We start from the raw sequence: 21,016 nt of genomic DNA on the forward strand, positions 1-21,016 counted from the left end.
TCCGGAACTTTCGCCACCACCACCTGCGTCGTCAACGCCCTACGACGAGCCGTATCACCAACCTCATCGTCACACCCGGATAGCGCGCTCGCACCTGTGGGCAGGTCAGACGTATCGCGAACGTCTCATACCGGCCCGGATTGTGCAGCAGTGCCTGAGAGCCAAGGAAAGCTGACGGGCGATAGCCACCGCACAGCGTGGTCGATCTGCTGAAAGAGGTTCGCTTCGTCGTCGAACATCCGGTGCTGTGCCGCCTGTTCGGAAAGCAGTTGCGCGAAGGCGCCAAGTTCGGGCACGCCAGTGATTTTCGCTGCCGCTCTGACCGCGTGCTCGATCAGGACGATCGTTTTCCGAAGGTCAGTTCGTGCGTACGCCTCGTCGAGCAGTGCCCTCGTATTCAGGCGATCACGCTCGCCAACGACAGTGGCCGCGGCGAGCGCGGACACCGTCTTGGCCATGGCCGGTCGAGAGACCCCGTGCTTGGCCAACGCACCCGCACACAGGACCAGCGCCCCTGCCTCCACGGCGACCGCAGGAACGCTATCGCCGTTTGATCGGACGATGTCAGCAGCGGTGCCCAATGTCGTCGCCTCCACAATGATGTCCGGGCGTCCGTCCTGGCTGATCACCCACGAAAGGTCTTCCGGGATGGATGGGCTGACGTCGAAGATCGCTTTAAATACTCGAAGCAACGACGCGGAATCCAGAGGTGGTACGTCGAGCTTCAACATGGTGCCTATCCTGCGGTATCCCAGCACGCTAACGCCTCGAGCGCCTAGCTCCCGCATTGCGTGGCTGTCCCACGCGGTCGAATCGACTACTCTCGACGGATTGTGATGCGGATTGCTGGCATGATTGAGCGCCACCGCCACCCCTGTCTCAAACCCGGCGCAAATATCCCGGGCGAGTAAGGTTGCCTCGGCGACCTCGTCCGGCGTGACGGTCTGGCCACGCATAAGCATGCGCTGGGATCTCGCGTCCCATTGCACCTGTCCGTGCGCGATGGCGTTCCGCCACTCCGTATTGATGCACGACCGCAGGAGCTCGCACATCGGCTCCGTGGTCTCACTCGCCAGGTCCTGCTCGGTGCGTCCGAGTGTCATGTCGGGCTCGACGTTGCGTCCGAGCAGCCGCAGGACTGTGTCGGCTGTGCGGCTGACGTCGCCTTCGAGTACCGCAAGGTACATGTCGCACGCGGGACCAACCTTGTCCTCCGTGTAGCTCGCTGCGTTGAAATCCTTGTTGGCCGCGACGCGCCTGCGATGTGTGGACCACATCGCCGATTCGTCATTGGCCCCGTCGACGATCGCCGCGAGCGCTACCTCACGCCTGTCCGACAACGCCCGCTCGACCAGGTCACGACCTGCGACAGCCGCCGCGTGCGCGGGTAAGCAATGAGAAAACGCCAGCATTGACGCTGCATGGACCCGTACTTTCGAAGTCAGCTGGACTGCCGGGTCAAGCAGATGCGGGAGCTGGGCGAACAGACGCTTGTCGAGGGCGACATGCCGGGAAACCCATGCGGCCATTATGCGCGATTGGTAGGAATGTCCATCCCCTGCTGTGAGTGCCGCCTCTGAGAGACCGAGCGTTCTTTCGAAGGGATCCTCGGGAGCTGGCGGACAGGGTCTCTCTCTCATCAAGGCTCCGACCAGGTGGTGAATGCGCAGCCTCAGTTCGGATGACATCGACGAGTGCGGAACCCCCGCACCAGCGACCACCCAATCGATGGTGCCCTGTATGAGATCGCGGAGTGCACGCTGGAGTTCGGGAAGTGCCTCGTCTTGCTCAGCAAGTTCGTCGGGAGGCACGAAGCGTTGCACGTCCGTGCAGGCTCGTCGCGCACGCCGATCAGCGGACAACAGCCTGTCCAGCATGCCGAAGAGGCCTCCCCCCACCTCGGTCTTCGTCATATGTGCAACCGCCGCCAGTCGTTCGACGGCGACGTCAACCGCGGCGACGACATTCATGAGGTCGGCGTCAACTAACACCGTTCGCCACTGCGTTGCGGTCACCAGGACCGAACCTGGAACCTCAACCAGCTCGTCTACGACGTTTGGCTCAAACGCGCTCCAGCGGCCAGCACACGCGACAATCGCTCGTCGCACTGCGTCCTGCGAGTCTTCGCTTCCCTCAGGATCTTCCTTTGACACACCGCCGATGATTCCAGAAGCTCCCCTGCGGACGGTCGCCAACTGGCGGACAGGGTTGAGGACACCGCGTGGCGCCGCATGGGATCCGCCACCACACCGTGGCACCACGTCATCTGTTGGTGCAACGCGGCCTGGTAGCACCGGCACGAAAGCACGTTCACCACGGGCCTGACGGAGTCATGATCGACGAGGTCGGCGTCGTCACCGGAGACCTCACCGTCACCACCACTCCCGCCGACGACCGCGTGGCGCTGCTTTTTGCTTTTGCACTGACATTCACGGTCAGCCCTGCGGCAATGGCTTTCGATCCCCCGCGCCGTCCGGACTGTGGTGACACGGTTTACCTGGTCGACGTCAACTCGGGGTTGAATACCGCCAGGTTTCGCATAGTGGGCGTCGGCCTCTCCAAATGGCTCGGAGGCGGCGGCTACGGAACTCTTCATTTCTCGGCGACCGCCGGCGGAAAGTCGACGTTCTTCCAGTCCAGCGCGTCGGCGCAGAGCGGGGCGCGATCTGGGCTGATCGTGATCGACGGCGCCAGTCACGTGGCCGTCCACGCGTGGCTGAACAACACCGCGGGGACCACCAAGTGCGAGAAATACATGTCTTTCTGACCATGCGCGGTGACGTACAGGAAACGTTGCTTCGTCTTGCGGCACAGAAGCTCGACGCTACACTGAGACGGTGAGCAAGTCGTCGATCCTCAATGCGGTGCGCGTTGTCAGCGCGCTGCGTACCCCTGTGACCGTCAGTTTCAGTCATTGTCCGATGGTTTTCGAATTGCAGCCCGAAGGCTCGTTCGAAGTCGCGGAAAGAACTCCACCGGAGGGATACATCGAGATTGTCTTCGATTCCCATGAAGGACGCCCGATCCTGTGGGTACATGGCTGGGAATTCGGAGAAACCGAGATATCGGTAAACGGCGTTTCGCAAGTCGTTCCGCCCTGCACTCGGAACAACCAGCCGGACTTTCGCCTGAAAGGCTGGCCGGATGGCCGACCCGCAGTTACCCCGGTGACCGGCCTCTTCGTCTCCGACGAGCGCACTGAAGGTGACAACCGGATCAACGTCGAGGACTCCGGAACGGTAACCTCGCACGCGAATCCACCGAAACAGCCGATCTGGTACTCGGGCACAGGCGCCAACGGTGGCTCGCCCACGCTGGTCCTGCGCGACGACGATCTTCGCATCATCGGTGCTCACGGCCAGGTGGTCACCGAAGCCGGCTCGGCCGACAACCGAAAGTAGGTCCGCAACCAGGCAACGAGCCCGGCGCTGTCCGGCTGATGCACGCGCGGCCACCGGGCACCCGGTGAGAACGCCGGCTAATCCTGTCGCCTGCCAACAGCGCCAGCGCGATCCCGGTCCCGACGGCGGGCGCGGCCTTAGATACGGTTTCGACATATGAGATTCCCGACCAGACTCCAACAAACACGCCCGGCGGCGGCAAGGGCGAAGGACCCGGCGGCGGGCGCCTTGTTTCCCAATGGGCGCCTCGCGCGCCGATTCTTCGGCGCGCGAGGCAGTCGATCCGATTGAGAAGGTGCGATAGCGGGTGCCGGCCAGCGATTCTGCGGCACCCGACCGCCCCGTCGTGCAGCCGACAGGGCCCTTAATTTACACCATGTTGCTGCGTCAAGGCAAAGACGCCGTGGCCTCGATCAGAAGCGACATCAAGCCGGTCTACAAGGCAGTCCCCGTGATGGCCGATATACCTCCCATAGACAGTACGACCTCGACGTCCGTGGTGCTGGAAAGGGTGTCGGCCGATGCGGTACTCGTTCCGGCGACGCTCAGCGCGACGGCCCACGGGAAAGGCTGCCAGGGCCATGGGCACGCGACGGCGCTTTGATAGGCGATGGTTTTTCACGATGCCTCCATACCTGGGTACCGCTCGGAGCGATCCGCCCGGCGCGAACCTCGCGGCGGTAAAACGGAACTAAGAGCACTACTTTCGGTAACCAGAATGAAGTGATGCGCATCATTTTTGGAGGAGTCGTACGCCTTGCGGAGGGAGTTACTAGTCCAGTCCGCCCACGCTCACGCTCAAATCCAGTCCGCCCACGCTCACGCTCAAATGTCGGCAGCGTAGGCCGCTCGATACCAACGGCGTGACTATCGGACCGAGGACTACCTTGCTGGTCGCGATATTCGATAGAGCAAGCGGCCTACTTTAGACAGCACATATGGCAATCTTGGGAGGCTCGCCATAAGGAGGCAGCGCGGCAGTGGACTTCCTATGGCGTCGACATGGTCACGGGTTAACGCCGAACTGTGGCTACTTCCTCGAACTTTTGTCACAATAGCGACACGCCCTTCCCGTGGTCAACAATGCCCATATTTAACCACTGCCACCACCACATTATTATCGAGACATTGCACGAAGCGCTCGAGGAGACAGGGATTGCCGAATTCGAGCACCACCGAAATCCCGGCGATTTCAAGCTTTGCGCAGACTGGCTCATAAAGCTGACTGCACACCCTTGGTACACACTCGTCCGGCCCGTCCTGCGCGATCAGGATAGGGCGTGGTGTACTTTCCGTGGCGTTGGCCACTGCACCCGTCAGCGGAAGCAGAGCCAACGCCATGGCGGCCACTGTGATGGCGGATCTCTTCTTAAGTGAAATGCTCATGATCCTTGGTCCTTGGGAGTACCATTAACTGGATTGCTTCAAACTCCGAACTTCGGCAACCGCTCCAACGTTCCACTTCTGTTGTGATTCGTATCACTCACACTGTAGACGCCTTTGCGGCAATTGGCCTAACGGCTTGATTACAGTGAGCCAAGCGAGGCGGATACTACTCTCCGTCATCGCCGAGTAGTGGTGCAGCCATCAACATCTATGCGTCGTCGCGCGGACCCGCACGGCACGCTCGGCGGCATGCGTTCACGCGACTTTGGCTGACCTGCTCGACCGACTCGGCGATCGCGGGTTGCCGAGCACATGCTCCAGGTCGCGGCCGCGCACGGACTGGGGGACGCCGTGGTCCACCTCGCCGCGCTGCACCGCCGTCGCAGCTGCGATACCCGTTCACCGCCCGGTGGTCCATGGCCACCCAAAGGCTGCGACAAGGACATCCACAACGAGAATCGAACGGCTCGTGGGCTCCGGCGGCGAATGCCCGCCGCCATCAGAACAGCGTGTCGCGGGCACGTCGTCGACCAGAACGACATCGTCATCGGCGGCGGCCTCATCGGCTTGCCCAGTACAGTCGCCAAGACCAGGACCGCGGCACCGGACGGAATGGCATGGCAAGCCGTCGCACCAGCCAATGCGACGATCGGCGGGGTAGTCGCGGTCAAAAACGGTTCGACTTACCGACTGCAAGCACAGAACTGAGCGCAAGCGGTCGACCGCTGCAGCTGTGATCGACCTCGCCGAAGTCTCTGACTACCGGGCCTTAAGCGCATGAACGGGATGCCAGTCCAGCGCGACACGACCACTGGTCGACCACGATGGTCGGGTCGGCGAAGTCCTCGCCTCGGTCACCGATGGAACGGTCTTGCGCCAACGTCGACCCTGGCGGGCGAGGTCGAACAGTGCACATACGAATATGTGCACTGCACCAGTAGGACCCTGCTCGATTCACTGGGCCGTATCGCGAACGTCTCCTTATGCCGGCCCGGCTTGTGGAGCAGTGCGTGAGAGCCAAGGAAAGCTGGCGAGCGATATCGACTACCGAGCGTGGTCGATCTGCTGAAAGAGGGTCCCTTCGGCATCGAACATCCGGTGCTGCGCCGCCTGCTCGGCGAGCAGTTGCGCGAAGGCGTCGAGATCGGGCGCTCTAGCGATTTTCGCTGCCACTCTGACCGCGTGCTCGATCAGCACGATAGCTTGTGTCAGGTCCGTTCGTGCGGACATCTCGTCGAGCAGTGCAGGCCGGACGTTCCGGGCGGATCTCACCGACGGGACGGCCGAAAACGGCGTCCCTCGCCGCTCGGGCAAGGACGGCTTGGGTTGTCGCGGGCAGTCCTATCCGGTTCCAGTGGAAGATGACGTGAAGTGCGGTGATGGCGCGTAGTCCTCGGGTGAGTGCGCCTTCCGCGCGGAGTGTCCGTAGCGCCCGTCCGGTGTCTTCGAACGCGGTGAGCCACTTACGATCGAGCACGTCGGTTCCGGCTCGGCCCCGGAGGATGTGGCTGATGTCGTCGGTGAACGAGTTCCACACGTCCGCGTCAACGGGTGTGACAGGCACGCTGGCGCGGTGTTCGGCGACTTGGGCCCACACGTCGCCTTGCTCGTTGATGTCGAGTCCGGCGGCTCGCATGAGCGCGGTGCACAGGATGAGGGAGCGTTCCCTGCGGTCCGCGGCGTCTGAGCGGAGGAAGGACAGCAGGTGGCTGCTGTCCTGGTGGAACAGTGTGTGTGCCAGGTCCATGCTGGCGGGGCCACCGAACGCATGGGTTTCCGGCTCGTAGATATCGCGGGTCCAGGCCATTCCTGCGGTGAGGCGCGGGTGGATCGGGTCACCGTCTGGGCTGCTGGGCGGGCTGGCAAGCAGGTAGCGCGCGCGCCATGGGCCTTTCCGGATGAACCACCATAAGGTGACGAGTCCGCTGGCTTCAGCGGCCGGGAGGATGCCGGTCAGGTGCGTGGTGGCGTGACGTTCCCGTTCGGCGGTGTCGTCGCCGGGATAGGCGATGTTCAGTTGCTTCCAGGCGGTCGTGTCCACAATGGCCTTTCGATTCAGCGGAGCAGAAGGCAGGCGTCCCACGATGTCGTCACGGTTGCGATGGTCGCGAGCGTGGCGCCGGCCGAGCCGGTGAGGAATCCCGGAGGCTCGTCGGGCGGGGCCGTGGCGTCCCGGTGGCGCTGCAGCGCCGAGGTGAGGGTGATCGGCTCGGCGGCGTCGGTGGCGATGCAGCGGGCGGTCGCGAGCAGACCGCCGGTTCCGTGGCAGAGGCTCCGGTCGGTGAGCGAGTCAAGCTGGGCTGGGTCGTTGAGGCACGTGGTGAAGGCGGTTTCGGCGCGTTGCTGGCGGGAGCGGTCGTGCAGCGCGCGGCCGGCGAGTTGGAGGGCTCGGGCGATGCCGGGCGTGCCGTAGCACCAGGATGGCCGACGGGGGGCCTGGTTGGCTGCTCGTGTGGCGCTGGAGGTCTTCGAGTGTGACGACCTGTGGCCACCAGGAGCCGCCGCTGATGTGGTGGTGTTCCCAGCTGTCGAGCCACCGGCAGATGCGGGTGATGGCGTCGATCTGCCCGTCAACGGTGATGCTGTCGCCGTGGGTGAGGGCGAGCAGCGCGAGAGGACCGGTGATGCCGTGGGCGATTCCGTGGTTGGAATGGCCTCCTGCGGGGCCGGGCCGGGTGCGTTCGGGGCCTGCTGGACACCACCAGCCTGGGAGTCCGTCGATGGGTTCGGTCAGGCGCACCAGGTAGGTCAGGACGGAGCGCAGGAGATCGTGGTCGCCGCTGCGGCGTAGCGCGACGCCGAGGCCGGTCAGACCGCCGATGAGGTCGTACTCGTTGAGCGTCGGTCGGCCGCGCTGGTCGATGCGCGCATGGGCGGTGTCCAGGCGCTGGCGGGTGATCAGGGCCGTGCCCGCGTCCACGGTCCCCTGGGCCTGCGCGAGGCCGGGCCGGCCCGGGGCTCCGTGCAGGACGAACGACAGGGCCGGGGCGCCGTGGTAGAGGCTGGCGGAGCGGGCGTTGCTGACTCCGTCGGCGACGGCGCGGCTGAGCGTTGCGTTGGCCAGGTCCCATGTTCCTGCGCCCGTGCTGGCTTGCTCGATGTAGAGGAGGGCGATACCTGCTGTGCCGCCGCTAAGGGATTGCCCTGGCTTCACGATGCACCTCGCGCGAGCAGAGTGAGGGCGGTGGCGCGGGCCAGCCGCAGGCAGCGCGCTCGGACGCCAGGTCCACGCCGATCATCCGGACGTGGTGCAGGTGCAGGAGGTCCGCCAGGATCCGATCCGGGTCAAGGCCGTCGTGTTCGGCGCGGGACCGGTAGTTCCCCAGGGCCTGTCGGAGCCGGTCGTCGCTGCTGGCGCCGAGAGCCTGCATCACCAGCTCGCGACGGTCGCTGATCGACCGGTTCCTGCTCGTGGCTCGGCGCGGTGATCGACGTTCTCGATGAGCCAGCCGGGGCCGTGTCCGGTGAAGCCGTCCACGATGCTGATCAGCCCGGCCGCGGTGGCGATCGTCCGGTCACCGGACAAGCGCTGGATGACCGTGTGTGAGTCGGCGGCCAACACCTCCTCGGCCGCGGCGAGCGTCGCTCCGATGCCGAACCGGATCTCGGGCCGGTAGGTGTTGATCGTGTAGTCGTGCAGCAGCCCGTCGGCGCGGAGCAGGTCCGCCCAGGTGCCGAACTGCCGGGCGGCGGCCCCGAACTGGCTAGCATCGCGTAGCGGAATCCGCACCCGGAGGTGGGGCTCGGGTTCGTGGTAGCGAAGGAACCACCAGCCGCTCCCGGCGGCGTCGTCGAGCTCAGGCATCCGGGCGAGGATGTCATCACTTCGACCGAAAACCCTGATATACAGCCAAGACGAGAGGCCCGGCCGGTGATCAATGGCACTGATCGTCCTCGCTGACCGCGGATGTCTAGGTGCACTGGGCAGTGAGGTCCGAGCGAGCGTGAGGGCGATCTCGTGAGGTCTGCCGTCGATCCAGCCAGCCGGGCCGTAAGTTTCGGTGAGGATCGCGTCCTGCTGTCGGCGAAGGTGGCTGCGCAGGAGTGCCAGGTGGGCGGGTTCATCCATGGTGAGGCGGATCTTCGCGTCGGTGGCGCCGAGAAGCACCTCTGACGGGATCCGGTAGGTCTCCCGTCGCCGTTCCCATGCCGTCCGCCAGATGTCGAAAGGCTCAGTGTGGGCCGGTAGGCCGGAGGCGGTGATGGTCCAGCGGGCGGGGTGCAGGATTGATCGGCCGTGCCGGATGCGCGGGAGGAACGGGAGTTCGCGGGCGACCGGTCCCCAGCTGAACGGGCGGCAGGGTGCTGAGAAGGCGGTCCAGATCTCGGTGAGGAACCGCGCGAGCGGCTGCTGTCCCTCGGAGAGGTCGACGGCGTTGAGCAGCATCGGTTCGATGGGCCGGCCTTGGGATAGGGAGATGAGCCACAGGCGCCGCGCGTCGCCGGTGACGGCGAGGTCGTCCAGCGTGATGCCGGGGGTCTGCTGGTACTCCCCGAGCGGCAGGATGGGCAGGATTTCGGGAACCCTGGCCACCGCGGTCATCGTGCGGGCAAGCGGCGGCCCGGACACCTGCACCGCCAGGGCGCCGGGCGACGCGGTCGGCAGTGCCGCGTACGCGCGCCCGAACCGCTCCCGCTCGGTGTCGCCGAGCAGGTGCAGGAAGCGGCCAACGGTGACTCCGGCGTGCCGGGCCCCGCTGATGACCGAGAGCGTGAAGTCACCGCGTTCGAGGTCGGCGGGAGTCGTCGCCGCGAGGCTGAACCGGAGCTCGGTGTGCGGGACCGGGTTTCGCTGCCCGATGGTCAGTCGGGTGATGAGGTCGTCGTCGAGGACGACCTCGCGGCAGCGGTCGAGGGCGGCCTGCTGGGCGACGATCGCCAGGGCCGTGTCGCGGGGAGTCAGCGCCCGCGGTTCGCGCCGATGCGATCCCGGAAGCCGGCGGGGTACCCCAATCCGGATCGGCTGACCAGCTCCCGCACGGGCACCATGGCCCCGGGCCCGTACCGTTCGAGGAAAGCCTGGTGGTAGGACTGCCACCAGGGCATCTGCGGCGCGATGAGCGTGAGCACCGACGCCGCTTGTTCTGCTTCGCGCAGGACCGCGGCGGGCAGGGTCACCGAGCAGCCGACCCGCACATCGGCCGTGGCCCGCCCGGTCCGGCCTGGAAGGTTCCCACAGCGGGCAAGGTGGGCCGCTGGATCGGTCACGGTCATCGGCGGGCGGACGGCGGAGAGCAGCACACGGCGGGCTACCAGCTGGGCCAGCAGTTCCTCGGTCACCGCGAGGTCGACGGCGGGGGCCTCGGCGGCGAGCTTGGCGGCCAGGTCGCTGAAGGGGATCGGCTGCCGCGCGAGCTCGACAGCCAGGCACACGGGCCTGGTGAGCTCGACCTCGAGATCCCACAGGTCCTCTCCGGTGCCGGAGCGGTCTTGCGCACCGGTACCCGGGACAGTCCACGAGCGGCCGCGGGCGAATCCGAGGTTGTTCGTCACGACGTCGACGGTCCGCAGCGTGTCCAGCTGCTCGATCCGCTCGACCTCCTCGTCCACGAACTCTCCATCCGGCCGGAACACCGTTTGATGCTCGCCGCTCCACCGCACGGTCGCGGGGCCCCCGATGCGTACGGGCGCCACACCGGCGAACAGGCCGAACGGTGTCGCTCGGCTGGTCCAGCGCAGCAGGTACCGTGCCACCGTCTCGACCAGCCGCCGCACGCGGCGCACGGTCTCGCGACCGAGCGGCGGCTCGGCGATCTGCCGCTCCACCTGAGTCGCCAGCTCGGCCGACGCGATCCTCACCGCGTCGGCGAACCCTTCCACACGCCACACGTGCCGGAGCCAGTCGTGCCAGCCGGCCACGTCGTTCCCAGCCAGGTCCGGCCACGGCGGCAACGCCGCGTCTGCGGGGAACGTCGTGATCCTGATCAGTGCCGCGTCCACTGCCTCGTACGTGCGCACCCGCACCTCCGTCTTTCCCGCCACGAGGGTGTGGCCCGGCCCTTGCAGGGCAAGACCGGGCCACACCAGCACTCGGCTGTCAGCCGTTGGTCGTGCAGGCGTCGCTGCCGGTGTTCCCGTCACCACAGTTGTCCGAGGTGCAGTCCTCTGACCCGGTCGCGGGTGCGGCGCTACCTTCGACGAGCCGCACATTGAGGCGAAACTCCGAGGCGTCCATCAGAACTTCCTTTCTCCAGAGCGGTTCCTTGCTCCCCTTCCGTGACTGTCGTTGGCAGGAAGGAGGTGTTCCCGGAAGGGGTGGCTACTGTGCGGGCCACGTGAACACCACGCGGCTGTGGCGCTTGTCCAGCACCAGTCCTTCCGGGAGATCGGTGTCGGGCGTGCCGATCGCGGTGACGTGCAGGACCGGTACCGGGCGGCCGGCGCGATCCCACGCCCGGATCTGCTCTGCCATCTCGTCGGCGGCCCGCGCGCCGTCGGGGCCGTGTGCGTACGCGACGTATTCGAACTCGGCGTCGGCGACCTGGCGGAGCCGGCCCCGGTAGGCCACCGTCGCGTTGTGAACTGACGCGGGAGTCCCGTACTGCCACGACGGATCGACCAGACCGCTGTCGATGGCGCTGGTCTGAGCGATCATCACGGCGAATCCGGGCACGTGGCTCGCCAGCCACAGGTCAAGATCGGAGGAGCGCCGGCCGGACGGGACGATCACACCCGAGGGCACTTCGTGACGCTCGCTGGAGAAGACGCCCTGAAGTGGGGCGCCGTCGATGTCCTGGTGGGCCTCGGTGAGCCACAGGTTGACGCCGTCTCCGAGGGGAACCTCCCGGCCTTTACTGGCGCCCGCGCCCTGCATTGGCACGAATCCGCAGGTGAGGTTGCTGCGGCTGATCAGCTGGTTCCCGGCGCGCTGCAGCGCCCAGGAGCGGGTCATCCCCAGGGTGCGGAGCGGGACCACGAGCGTGCCGCCGTCGGAAAGCTGGCTGATCCAGGCAGGGGGGACGTCCCACGCCCCGACCGTCACGATGATCAAGTCGTAGCGGCGGCCCGGCTCGATCTCGAATTCGGCGTCGGCGCACACGACCTCGACATCGGCGTAACCCGCCGCATCCAGGCAGGCACGTGCCCGGTCCGTGACGTCCGAGTCGATGTCAACCGTCGTCACCGACCCGCTCGGACCGGCGATCTCACGCAGCAGCGCCGCGTTGTAACCACCGCTGCCGATCTCGAGGATGTGGCGGCCAGTGGCCTGCCCGAGCATGTCCGCGATCAGGTGAGGCGCGGACACCGAGCTGATGTTCACACCGTCCTCGCGCCGCTTGGTGACCACCGCGGTGTTCGCGTACGCCTCCTCCAGGGAGACACCGGGGATGAACAGTTCACGCGGCACGGTCCGCAGCGCGCGATGGAGGAGCAAGCTTCCCCCGAGCTCGCGCACCCCAACCTGGTATAATGAAGCGCCTCTTTGCGACTGGGAGTCTGTCTCACGTGGCGAGTTTCTGGCATCACATCAGCTTGATCTCACGCTGACCGCGCTCGGCTCTTATCAGATCGAGAACGCCGCACGCTGGTGCCACTGCCCTCGCCCTCGATAACGTCGGCCATCTACCCGTACACCCCGGGACACCTCCAGGTCGTCGCGCACGACCCGCTGACCTTCTTCAGCGTCATGACCGGTGCCGTCGACCACGTCACCACTACGATGCAGGCAATCCACTCCGTCGTCTCCGCCAAGGAAATCGTCGTCGTCGCCTCCTTTATGGCCCGCATCACCGACGCACACCAGATCGCGGGAAAGATCGTCGACATTGCGAGGATCGCAGCTTTCCTGTAGATCCAGGCACCAGAGCACGCCGCCAGCGCCGATCTGCCCGCCGAGGTGGTGGCGGACCGGGTGTCGGCACGACGCCCCGGCCTTCCGGTGATCGCACACCCGATGTACAGGCGTGTCTGGAGCGGGCCCGCAGCCGAGCCCGGGACATCGATGGTGTCGTCCTCCTCATCGGCCCGGGTATCGGCGAGCTACTGGGACTGGCGCTCCACCTCCGCCGAACCGGTGGCCGCCCTGCAGAGGAGCGCGCAGACACCTGACTGGCACTGCTTCCGTGCCTTTTCTTACGCCTGTTCTACAACCTGTCCGCGGGTGTTGCTCGAGACTCGTCGAAGTCTCGACCTCGGATGCCGTTCTTGCGGCGGCCACGCCCCGCTGACCGACCACCCCGTGCGCTGCCCAGAAACAGGTTGCTGGCCGGAGTCGTGAACGAAACGTCATTTGATCAACGAATTTCATGGCACGAGAAGGCTCGAAGACGCTTTTCCGAAGTCACCTTGAGGTGTGACGTTTGCGGGCGTAGCGTCACTACCCGTTCTTCCCCTGGTCAAGCTATGGCGGGGAAATTAATCACTGCATGGGGGTTGGTTTGCGTATCCGAAATAGTTCCTGGTGTCGATCGGCAAGCGCTGGACTGGCCGCGCTGACGCTGTTTTCCGGGGGTGTCATCACGATTACACCGGCTCAGGCCGCGACTGCCGCGGCGGTGACACCCACACTGACTGGACCCCGCCCTTCGGCGACCAGGATCCCGTTCTCGATCTCTGACAAGGTGTCCGCGTCGGTCGACGTCGGCACGGGCAACCTCCTGGTCACCACATCGGATCTGGCGTTGCCGGGGATCCAGGGAGATCTTCAGCTCGGCTTGACCTACAACAGCTTGCGCCTCGGTGCGGGATCCGCTCTGCCGTCAGGATCAGCCGGCGCCGGCTGGGCGATGCGGGTCGGCCAGGACACCAAGGTGGTCTTGAATTCGGACAACTCTGTGCTCTACCTCGCTCCCGAAGGCCGTGAGGGGCTGTTCCAGCCTGCCGGCGGCGCGGCGTACACGGCACCTGCCGGTTTCAAGGTCGCGATGGTGAAAACCGCCTCGGGCTGGGCGATCACCGACCACGACTCCAACTCGGTGTCGACGTTCGATTCGGCAGGGCAACTGGTGTCGATCAAAGACCGCAACGCCCAGATCGCCACGTTCACCTACACCTCCGGAAAGCTGACCCAAGTCACCTCGACCCGCGGTGGTGCCGGTGCACGCACGGCGAACCTCGCCTGGTCGGGCAACCTCGCCGCCATCGCTCAGACGGGTATCGATGGCACTCCGCGCAACGTCGTCTACACCTACACCTCGGGCAAACTGACCAAGATCACCGACCCGACATCGAAAGACACGCAATTCGGCTATGACCCGACCACCGGTGACCTGACCACCATCACCAACGGCGCCGGCAAACAGACCGCCATCCAGTACGACGCTTCGCACCGGGTCAAGAAAGTGACCCAGGAGAATCCATCCGGTAGTGCGGCGACCCGGTTCACCTACTACTCCGCCGGGGAGACACTGGTCGCGAGCCCGAACAACACCGAAACCGTTCCCTCCAACGGCCCGCAGACCGACTACTTCCTCAACACCCAAGAATTGGTGACCTCCGCGGCCGACCCACTCGGCCACGGGCGGTCCAAGACCTACACCCCGTTCAACGACATCGCGACCTCGACCAACGGCACCGGCGGCGTCACCACCTTCGGGCACGACCCGGCCGTGAACGCCGGTGAGTCGCTGACCAGCGTCACCTCACCGACCGGAGCGAAAACCAGCGCGACCTACACGAACACCGGAGCAGCGAAGTACCTGCCGTCCGGCGGTACCGACGCGCAGGGCAACAACAAGCTGTTCACCTACGACGGAGCCGGGAATCCGCTCAGCTCGGCCAACACGGCCGCGACCGCGAGCGCGAAGGTCGACTACAACGCCGACGGCACCCTGAACACCTCCACCGACCCGCGCAACAACCTCACCGACTACACCGCCGACACCGATCACCAGATCACCGGCATCACCCCGCCGACCGGTTCGAGCCTGGCGCCGACCGTGATCTCCTACGACGGGTTCGGGCGGCTGCACGCCATCCGCGACGGCCGCGGGCTGCGCACCATCTACGCCTACGACCGCGCCGACCGGGTCAAGACCATCCAGTACTCCGACTCCACACCGGACGTCACGTTCACCTACGACGGCACCGGGAACGTCCTCACCCGCACCGACTCCTCGGGAACGACCACCTTCACCTACGACGCGCAGAACCGGCTCACCTCACGGACCGCGGCCTCCGGGGGCGGAACGTTGTCCTACGGCTACGACAAGACCGGGAACCTGACCTCGAAGACGGACGCCCGCGGCACCACGACCTATGTGTACGACGCCGCGAACCAGGTCACCGACATGACCACACCGAACGGACAGAAGACCGGCTTCGCTTACGACGACAACGGCAAACGCACCGACACCTGGTTCAACACCAACGACACCCGCACCACCTTCGCAGCCCATACGAAAACCGTCTTCGACAAGGCCGGTCGCATCTCGCGGACCTGGACCTCCCACGCTTCCAGCGACGCGACCAGGACCTTCGACACGGGCTTCTGCTACTCCCCTTACGTCGCCGGGCAAACATGCCCGTCAACATCCGCACCCGCTGACACCGGTCTGATCAAGTGGTCGACCGACAACCTCACCTCCGCACTCTCGCAATACAGCTACGACACCTCCAACCGGCTCACCGCGGTATCGAACTACGGCGGCCATGACTACGCCTACACCTACGACAAGACCGGCAACAGGCTCACCGCGAAGGTCGACGGCACCACCACGCAAACCCTGACCTACAACACGGGCAACCAAATCTCGAACACCGGCTACAGCCACGACGCCGCCGGGAACCGGACAAGCGACCCGGCCCAGGGCACCTTCACCCACAACGCCGCCGGGCAAACCGCAACCCGCACCCAAGGCTCGTCCGCCACCACCTACACCTGGGGCGGCGGCGACCAGAACGAACTCGTCTCCACCACCACCGGAGCGAACACGACCAGCTACGTCTACGGCCGCAACGACCCCAACGGTGTCCCGCTCATCCAGTCCTTCACCAAGAACGGCCAAACCACTTACCTCGACACCGACCCCACCGGCTCCCCCATCGCCCTCCACACCCCCGGCGGAGTCCACTACTACGCCCTCGACAACCAAGGCAGCCCGGTCAACCTCGTCACCAACACCGGAACCGTGTCCGCCAGCTACACCTACGACCCCTCGGGCAAACAGCTCACGGCCACCGGAACCTCCGCATCGGTCAACCCCATCCGTTACACCCAAGGCTTACTCGACGAAGCCACCGGATGGCTCAAACGCGGCGTTCGCTGGCACGACACCACCACCGCCAACTGGACCGCGATCGATCCGATCAACCTCCTCCTCGAACCCGATGTAGCGAGCCGGTACTCCTACGTCGGAGGAAACCCGGTCAACCGTCTCGACCCCACCGGCCGAGAGATCGACGACCACGAAGCTTGCGTCCTCGGCGCCATCGAAGGCGCCATCGTGGGAGGCGTAGGAGGCGGGCTCATCGGGAGCCTGCCCGGGGCGGTTACGGGAGTCGTGGTCGGCGCGGCGGCAGGATGCGTCGGCAAGATAGGCGTCAACTCGCTGGAGAAGAAATTCGACGAAGATTGACCCACAACTGGGACTGGCCCTGACCGTAGTGCGTCGGTCAGGGCCCGTCCCGATCACAGTGTCGTCAGGATCATCCGGTCTCCGTGAGCTGGTCGCCGACATCTTGTGCCGTGACGCGGGCAAGGTCTCGGTAGAGGTCGAAGTCGTGCTGGCCATCCCGAGGTGTGGTGTAGTCGGTGAGTGCTTGTGCGCCGAGGGCGCGGATGGTGCGCAGTGCGGCGTCGAGCGGCAGAGCACCGGCGGGGGTACTGGTCAGGGCTGTGACGGTCGATGCGTTGAGTGCGATGGTGGCCCAGTTCACGGTGGTGAACGCCTGGAGTGGGATGTGGTCATCGAGAACATCGGTGAGTGCCAGGCGAATTCCGGTGTGTCCGAAGGGAAGTTCGCGTAGCCGACGGAGAACAGCGGGCTGTCCGGTGAGAACGTGGGCGGGAACGGCGAACTGGAGCCATCCCGGCTGTATGCCGGAATCGGCGGCGATGGCGGTGAGGCTGTCCAGCAGCGGTTCGTCATGGACCGTGTTGCCGGGCAGGCTGACCATCACCGTCGGCATCGCGCCGCCGATGTCTGTCCACGTGGTGACGTCGTGTGCGGCATGGGCGAGTATGTGCGGGAGTGCCGCGGACAGCAGTCCGGTGTGGTCGGCCAGGTCGGCGATGCCACACAGGTCACGGCGGGTCCCATCAGGACTTCGCCAGTAGGGCCAGGGGCGGACGGCGGCGAGCCGACCGGTGGCGGTGTGGACGGTCTGGTAGTCCACGCGCAGAGTGCTGGTGTCGAGGGCGGTGGCCAGTTCCGCCAGGAGCTCGAGCCGGTGGTGGTCGTCGTGGCCGGGCTGGTGTGTGGGTGGGTCGGCGTGGATCCAGGGTGCGCGGGCGTCGTCGGTGTCGTGCAGGGCGCGGCGGGTGCGGCGCAGCAGGTCGTCGAGGGTGTCGGCGGGCCGGGCTTCGGCGATGCCGATCCGGGGCCGCAGGCGGATCTGGTGCGCGTCGATGCGGACCGGGTCCCGGAGCCAGTCGGAGAGTTGTTTGACCAGGTGGGTCACGGTGGTCCAATCGGTGAGGTCGTAGAGCAGCACGAGGACGTCGTCGCCGCGGCGGCCGACCAGCTGCTGGTGCCGGGCGGGGTCGTGCACGCCACGGATCCGGGAGTGCAGCTGCGCGAGGAGCCGCGCAAGCAGGTCCTGTGGGAGGACGTGGTCGAGGTGGGCCCAGCCGGTCAGGCGGATGGTCAGCAGCGCGGCGGGGTCCGGGGTGTCGGTGAGGATCCGGCGGGTCTGCTGGGCGAAGGCGACTTCGGTGAGCAGGCCGGTGGTGGGTTCGAGGTCGACGCCGTGTTCCAGTGCCCGCAGGAACGTGACGTTGGTGAGCACGACGGTGATATCGCCGCCCTCACCACGGTCACGGCCGATGGTCGCGGTCGCCCACCGGGGCGGCTGCTGGGCGTCGGCGCGGATCCGGAATTCGGTGGTCACCTGAGGAAGGTCCGGCAGGCCGTGGCGTTCGCGGGGCAGGGTCGCCAGGGCGCGGCGGAGTTCGTCGGCGTCCTCGTCGTAGTACGCGAGCTCCGTCACCGGAACGCCGCGCAACTGCTCAAACGGCCGGCCGAGCAGCGTCAGGACCGCGGTGTTGGCCTCGACGATCCCGCCTCGCTCGTCCAGCCGCAGGATCGGGGTGACCGCGCTGGTCATCGCCGCGCGGAACCGGCGGGCCCGGGTGCCGTCGCCGGTCACGGCCAGCCCCAGGTTCAGGACCGCGGAGGTGAGCGCGGTCTGATCGTCGCGGACCCGCTCCTGCAGCCCTTCGGCGAAACCGCTGCTGAACTCTCCCGTCACCCGGGCGGTGACCGCGCGGCGGGCACGCGGGGTGAACTCGGCGGCCAGGTCCGACAGCAACGACACACACACGGCGAGGGTGTCCGCGGTGAGCCGGTGACCATAAGCCAGCTCGTAGCCGATCTCGGCAGGGCTCAGCGACCCCCCGGCCGGCGTCAGCGTGGTGCCGGGATCGGGGATCGCCGCGCCGAGCGCGGCCAGCAGCGCCGCGGTCCAGCCGCCGAACAGCCGCTCGGCGTCGGTGCGCCGCAGCGCCAGGCAGGTACTCGCCGCGAGGGTCCGGTACCAGCGGCGCCCGAACTCGACCGCGTCATCCACGGTCAGTTCCAGGCCCGGCTGCAGCGGGTTGTCCGCCTCCGCCACCGCGGCCTCGATCATCGCCTCCACCGCCGGGTCGGTGATCTCCGGATCGGCGGTGACCTTCCACGCCGCGGTGATCGGAGCCTGCAGCGGATCGGGCACCGCCGTGTCGTCGCTGCCCGCGGTGGGGGAAGCGAGCCGCGGATGCGGGTCGTGCTGGTGCTCGTCGCCGGGCAGGGGTGCCGGTGAGATCATCGATCCGTCCCTTCACGTCGGGTGCCATTGCCGGAATCAGGCGCGTAGATCTCGCGGGTCAGTTCCTTCTTCGCCCGCGACACATACGATCGGACGGTCGCGCAGTTCACGCCCAGGTACTCGGCGATGTCCTCCAGGCGCCAGCCCTTGTCCAGGAACGTCAACGTCAGCCCGAGATGACGGGGCAGCGCACCGATGGCGTCGATGAACAGCATCCACTCCCCCGGCCGCGGCGGAGTCCACGACCCCACCAGCACCGACCGGCCCGGCACGAGTCCGGCCTCGCCGATCTCCGCGTGGCCGAAGTTCTTGTCCCGCAACGCGTCCGTGGCCTTGTTCTGCGCGACCCGGTACAGCCAGGCGAGCTTCTCACCGCGAATCTTGTGCCAGTTCACATACAGCGCGAGCAGCGCCTCGCCAACAACGTTGTCGTGATCCACCGACGGCGCGGACCTGCGGACGAAACTCGTGAGCCCGGCGCGTTTCTCGCTGACGATCATGGAGCACTCCAGGTAATCCTGCTCTGTCCACGGTGTCCGGGCCGGCGGGTGAGCCGAGTCGGTCACTCGACGCCCTGCGCCTGCGGCGGGCCCAGCACGACGGTCAACGTGATACCGGGAGCGCTCAGCCCCACGCCCGTCATCCGCGCAACACTCTGCTGCGCAACGAATTCACTCAGAATGCGGATCGCCGCCCGGGTCTGGATCATCGCGGCCCACCACGCGAGCAGCATCGTCGCGGCGCACCGCACTGCGCGTACCAGGCCGGGCCGGGTATGGTCGCAGCCCATCGCGGCGAACACCGCGATGATCAGCAGCGGTGACCAGTTCGGGGACATCTCGGGGTTTTCCTTCCATCGGGATAGTGGATCGACCAGCCCGCCCGGGGGAAGCGTGCCGTCACCTACCTACTCGGAAGAACCTGCGGTTTTTTGATCTCGTGTCCCTCGAAAGAACGCACACCACCCCGACCGGATGAACGAGCGCGCCGAGACAGCCCGGAATCCGGTCTGTGCCTCACTCGGCTCAGTGACGTGATTGGACCGTTCCCGCGACCACCGGGCGCTCACCGGGCAACCCCCTGCCTGGAGGATGCAACCCGCGACGTGCCGTTGATAGCCTGAATGTTCGACCGAAGGGAGCACCTGTGCCGGACGAGAACGCTCCCCCGGCGGAGCGTCCCGTCGATCCCGAGAAACCCAGCGTCGCCCGCACCAACGACTACTTTCTCGGCGGCTCCTTCAACACCCCTGTCGACCGCGCCTTCGCCGCACGCGTACTCCAGGCCATGCCCGCCATGAAAACGGTGGCGGTGGACAACCGACATTTCCTCTGCCGCGTCGTCACCCATCTCGCCGAGAACGGGGTCCGCCAATTCATCGACCTCGGCTGCGGAATCTCCACCGTCGGCACCGTCCACCAGGTGGCCCGCGCGCTCGCTCCGGACGCCGCCGTCGTCTACGTCGACAACGACCCTATCGCCGTCGCCCAAGGCACCCGGCTACTGCGCGACGAGCCCGGCACCGTGGTCATCGACGCCGACCTCCGCCACCCCACCGAAATCCTCGACCACCCGACCGTTCGCAGCCTGCTCGATTTCACCCAGCCTGTCGCGGTACTCATGATCGGTGTCCTGCACTTCGTCCCCGACCACGACCACCCAGGCGACATCCTCGCCGGCTACCGCGACGCGCTCCCCGAAGGGAGCTATCTCGCCCTGTCACACCTCACCGACGAAACCGCCTCACCCGTACTCCAGGCGCAAGTGCGTGACTGCATCGAGGCCTACCAGAGCAGCACCGGTCCCTTGGCCGTACGCACTCGCGCCACCCTGGCCAGCTGGCTCACGGAACTCGAGATCATCGCTCCGGGCATCACCATCGCCATCGCTTGGCGCCCCAGCAACAACGCCCCCACCGGCGCCGACCACCACCTCATCCTCGGTGTCCTCGCCCGAGTGCTCTGACGGTCACGGCCAACACACGCTCCGAACCTCCGGCAGCGAGAGCGAGCCGGTGAAAGGACCGCGGCAGCGGCGGCCTCTAGGCAGTGTCGCGCCGGTAGAAATAATGGATGAGCCCCTGGTGGAACCCAGAGGCGATAACCGCGCCACTGGCCAGGGCGATGAGAGCACCAATCACGACGAGCGCGGCAGCCTCGCTGCGGCTCGGTCTGCTTCGCGCGACGAATGATCCAGTGGCGCGGAGCGGCACTCGGGTGTGACCATCCGCACCCGACTACCGGACGATTTCGGATCGTCGCCGCACCCGACCTGTCTGCGTATTCGTCGCGGTAGAGTATGGCCGAGGAATCGATCACGGGGAG

The 21,016-nt window shown here is 66.3% G+C and carries 19 protein-coding genes and 1 pseudogene; 7 read left to right on the forward strand and 13 right to left on the reverse strand.

The window, feature by feature from the left end; all coding sequences use genetic code 11:
- Positions 1-125: 125 nt before the first annotated feature.
- Positions 126-2,015 carry a hypothetical protein gene (locus ACZ5IK_RS23695; RefSeq protein WP_465489641.1) on the reverse strand — a complete coding sequence of 630 codons (1,890 nt, stop codon included), beginning with the start codon at positions 2,013-2,015 and terminating at the stop codon, positions 126-128.
- 317 nt (positions 2,016-2,332) lie between these two features.
- On the opposite strand from ACZ5IK_RS23695, the gene ACZ5IK_RS23700 reads away from it, so the two are divergent.
- From ACZ5IK_RS23700 to ACZ5IK_RS23710, 3 genes are all read left to right on the forward strand, one after another.
- Positions 2,333-2,767: a hypothetical protein gene (locus tag ACZ5IK_RS23700; RefSeq protein ID WP_465489642.1), complete on the forward strand. Its 435-nt coding sequence runs from the start codon at positions 2,333-2,335 to the stop codon at positions 2,765-2,767.
- A gap of 70 nt (positions 2,768-2,837) precedes the next feature.
- Positions 2,838-3,401 (forward strand): hypothetical protein, encoded by a 564-nt coding sequence (locus tag ACZ5IK_RS23705; RefSeq protein WP_465489643.1) that lies wholly within the window; start codon positions 2,838-2,840, stop codon positions 3,399-3,401.
- Between the two features lie 307 nt (positions 3,402-3,708).
- Positions 3,709-4,005 (forward strand): hypothetical protein, encoded by a 297-nt coding sequence (locus ACZ5IK_RS23710; RefSeq protein WP_465489644.1) that lies wholly within the window; start codon positions 3,709-3,711, stop codon positions 4,003-4,005.
- A gap of 473 nt (positions 4,006-4,478) precedes the next feature.
- Here the strand turns inward: ACZ5IK_RS23710 and ACZ5IK_RS23715 are convergent, their stop codons facing one another.
- Positions 4,479-4,787, reverse strand: coding sequence for a hypothetical protein (locus ACZ5IK_RS23715; protein ID WP_465489645.1), 309 nt, complete (start codon positions 4,785-4,787; stop codon positions 4,479-4,481).
- A 312-nt stretch (positions 4,788-5,099) separates the two neighbouring features.
- Here ACZ5IK_RS23715 and ACZ5IK_RS23720 point away from each other — a divergent pair, with 312 nt between their 5' ends.
- On the forward strand, positions 5,100-5,495 hold the full coding sequence (locus ACZ5IK_RS23720) for a hypothetical protein (RefSeq protein ID WP_465489646.1): 396 nt from the start codon (positions 5,100-5,102) through the stop codon (positions 5,493-5,495).
- A gap of 336 nt (positions 5,496-5,831) precedes the next feature.
- On the opposite strand, the gene ACZ5IK_RS23725 is transcribed toward ACZ5IK_RS23720, so the two are convergent.
- The 8 genes and pseudogenes from ACZ5IK_RS23725 to fxlM all read right to left on the reverse strand — a co-directional run bounded on the left by ACZ5IK_RS23725 (position 5,832) and on the right by fxlM (position 12,162).
- A complete protein-coding gene (locus ACZ5IK_RS23725; RefSeq protein WP_465489647.1) occupies positions 5,832-5,960 on the reverse strand; it encodes a hypothetical protein in 129 nt (42 codons plus the stop codon).
- Positions 5,941-6,828, reverse strand: a complete 888-nt coding sequence (locus tag ACZ5IK_RS23730; RefSeq protein ID WP_465489648.1) for a thiopeptide-type bacteriocin biosynthesis protein — start codon at positions 6,826-6,828, stop codon at positions 5,941-5,943. The genes ACZ5IK_RS23725 and ACZ5IK_RS23730 overlap by 20 nt, the downstream gene beginning before the upstream one ends.
- Positions 6,829-6,842: 14 nt before the next feature.
- On the reverse strand, positions 6,843-7,184 hold the full coding sequence (locus ACZ5IK_RS23735) for a hypothetical protein (protein WP_465489768.1): 342 nt from the start codon (positions 7,182-7,184) through the stop codon (positions 6,843-6,845).
- Positions 7,078-7,941, reverse strand: a complete 864-nt coding sequence (locus ACZ5IK_RS23740) for a lanthionine synthetase LanC family protein (RefSeq protein ID WP_465489649.1) — start codon at positions 7,939-7,941, stop codon at positions 7,078-7,080. Before ACZ5IK_RS23740 ends, ACZ5IK_RS23735 begins: the two co-directional genes overlap by 107 nt.
- A gap of 216 nt (positions 7,942-8,157) precedes the next feature.
- Complete coding sequence (locus ACZ5IK_RS23745) at positions 8,158-8,856, reverse strand: thiopeptide-type bacteriocin biosynthesis protein (protein WP_465489769.1); 699 nt, start codon at positions 8,854-8,856, stop codon at positions 8,158-8,160.
- 30 nt (positions 8,857-8,886) lie between these two features.
- Positions 8,887-10,871 (reverse strand): annotated as a pseudogene (locus tag ACZ5IK_RS23750) (lantibiotic dehydratase family protein); the annotation flags it as partial.
- Positions 10,825-10,962, reverse strand: a complete 138-nt coding sequence (locus ACZ5IK_RS23755) for a hypothetical protein (protein ID WP_465489770.1) — start codon at positions 10,960-10,962, stop codon at positions 10,825-10,827. The gene ACZ5IK_RS23755 and the pseudogene ACZ5IK_RS23750, both read right to left, overlap by 47 nt.
- 84 nt (positions 10,963-11,046) lie before the next feature.
- Positions 11,047-12,162 carry a methyltransferase, FxLD system gene (fxlM, locus tag ACZ5IK_RS23760; RefSeq protein ID WP_465489650.1) on the reverse strand — a complete coding sequence of 372 codons (1,116 nt, stop codon included), beginning with the start codon at positions 12,160-12,162 and terminating at the stop codon, positions 11,047-11,049.
- A 153-nt stretch (positions 12,163-12,315) separates the two neighbouring features.
- Here fxlM and ACZ5IK_RS23765 point away from each other — a divergent pair, with 153 nt between their 5' ends.
- On the forward strand, positions 12,316-12,579 hold the full coding sequence (locus tag ACZ5IK_RS23765) for a hypothetical protein (protein WP_465489651.1): 264 nt from the start codon (positions 12,316-12,318) through the stop codon (positions 12,577-12,579).
- A 769-nt stretch (positions 12,580-13,348) separates the two neighbouring features.
- Complete coding sequence (locus tag ACZ5IK_RS23770; protein WP_465489652.1) at positions 13,349-16,303, forward strand: RHS repeat domain-containing protein; 2,955 nt, start codon at positions 13,349-13,351, stop codon at positions 16,301-16,303.
- Between the two features lie 70 nt (positions 16,304-16,373).
- Here ACZ5IK_RS23770 and ACZ5IK_RS23775 read toward each other — a convergent pair whose 3' ends face one another.
- From ACZ5IK_RS23775 to ACZ5IK_RS23785, 3 genes are all read right to left on the reverse strand, one after another.
- Complete coding sequence (locus ACZ5IK_RS23775) at positions 16,374-18,692, reverse strand: EAL domain-containing protein (RefSeq protein ID WP_465489653.1); 2,319 nt, start codon at positions 18,690-18,692, stop codon at positions 16,374-16,376.
- Positions 18,689-19,192, reverse strand: a complete 504-nt coding sequence (locus ACZ5IK_RS23780; RefSeq protein ID WP_465489654.1) for an RNA polymerase sigma factor — start codon at positions 19,190-19,192, stop codon at positions 18,689-18,691. Before ACZ5IK_RS23780 ends, ACZ5IK_RS23775 begins: the two co-directional genes overlap by 4 nt.
- A 62-nt stretch (positions 19,193-19,254) precedes the next feature.
- Positions 19,255-19,530: a hypothetical protein gene (locus tag ACZ5IK_RS23785; protein WP_465489655.1), complete on the reverse strand. Its 276-nt coding sequence runs from the start codon at positions 19,528-19,530 to the stop codon at positions 19,255-19,257.
- Positions 19,531-19,838: 308 nt separating this feature from the next.
- Between ACZ5IK_RS23785 and ACZ5IK_RS23790 the strand changes: the two genes are divergently transcribed.
- Entirely contained in the window at positions 19,839-20,657 is an 819-nt protein-coding gene (locus ACZ5IK_RS23790) for an SAM-dependent methyltransferase (RefSeq protein ID WP_465489656.1), read from the forward strand.
- Positions 20,658-21,016: the final 359 nt, after the last annotated feature.

The organism is Amycolatopsis sp. NPDC031561, assembly GCF_055580625.1.

Excerpts from the sequence above, each read along its gene's own strand:
- ACZ5IK_RS23700 (WP_465489642.1), top strand. The coding sequence starts at position 2,333 with ATGATCGACGAGGTCGGCGTCGTCACCGGAGACCTCACCGTCACCACC.
- ACZ5IK_RS23715 (WP_465489645.1), bottom strand. The coding sequence starts at position 4,787 with ATGAGCATTTCACTTAAGAAGAGATCCGCCATCACAGTGGCCGCCATG.
- ACZ5IK_RS23720 (WP_465489646.1), top strand. The coding sequence starts at position 5,100 with ATGCTCCAGGTCGCGGCCGCGCACGGACTGGGGGACGCCGTGGTCCAC.
- ACZ5IK_RS23745 (WP_465489769.1), bottom strand. The coding sequence starts at position 8,856 with ATGGATGAACCCGCCCACCTGGCACTCCTGCGCAGCCACCTTCGCCGA.
- ACZ5IK_RS23755 (WP_465489770.1), bottom strand. The coding sequence starts at position 10,962 with ATGGACGCCTCGGAGTTTCGCCTCAATGTGCGGCTCGTCGAAGGTAGC.
- ACZ5IK_RS23775 (WP_465489653.1), bottom strand. The coding sequence starts at position 18,692 with ATGATCTCACCGGCACCCCTGCCCGGCGACGAGCACCAGCACGACCCG.
- ACZ5IK_RS23780 (WP_465489654.1), bottom strand. The coding sequence starts at position 19,192 with ATGATCGTCAGCGAGAAACGCGCCGGGCTCACGAGTTTCGTCCGCAGG.
- ACZ5IK_RS23785 (WP_465489655.1), bottom strand. The coding sequence starts at position 19,530 with ATGTCCCCGAACTGGTCACCGCTGCTGATCATCGCGGTGTTCGCCGCG.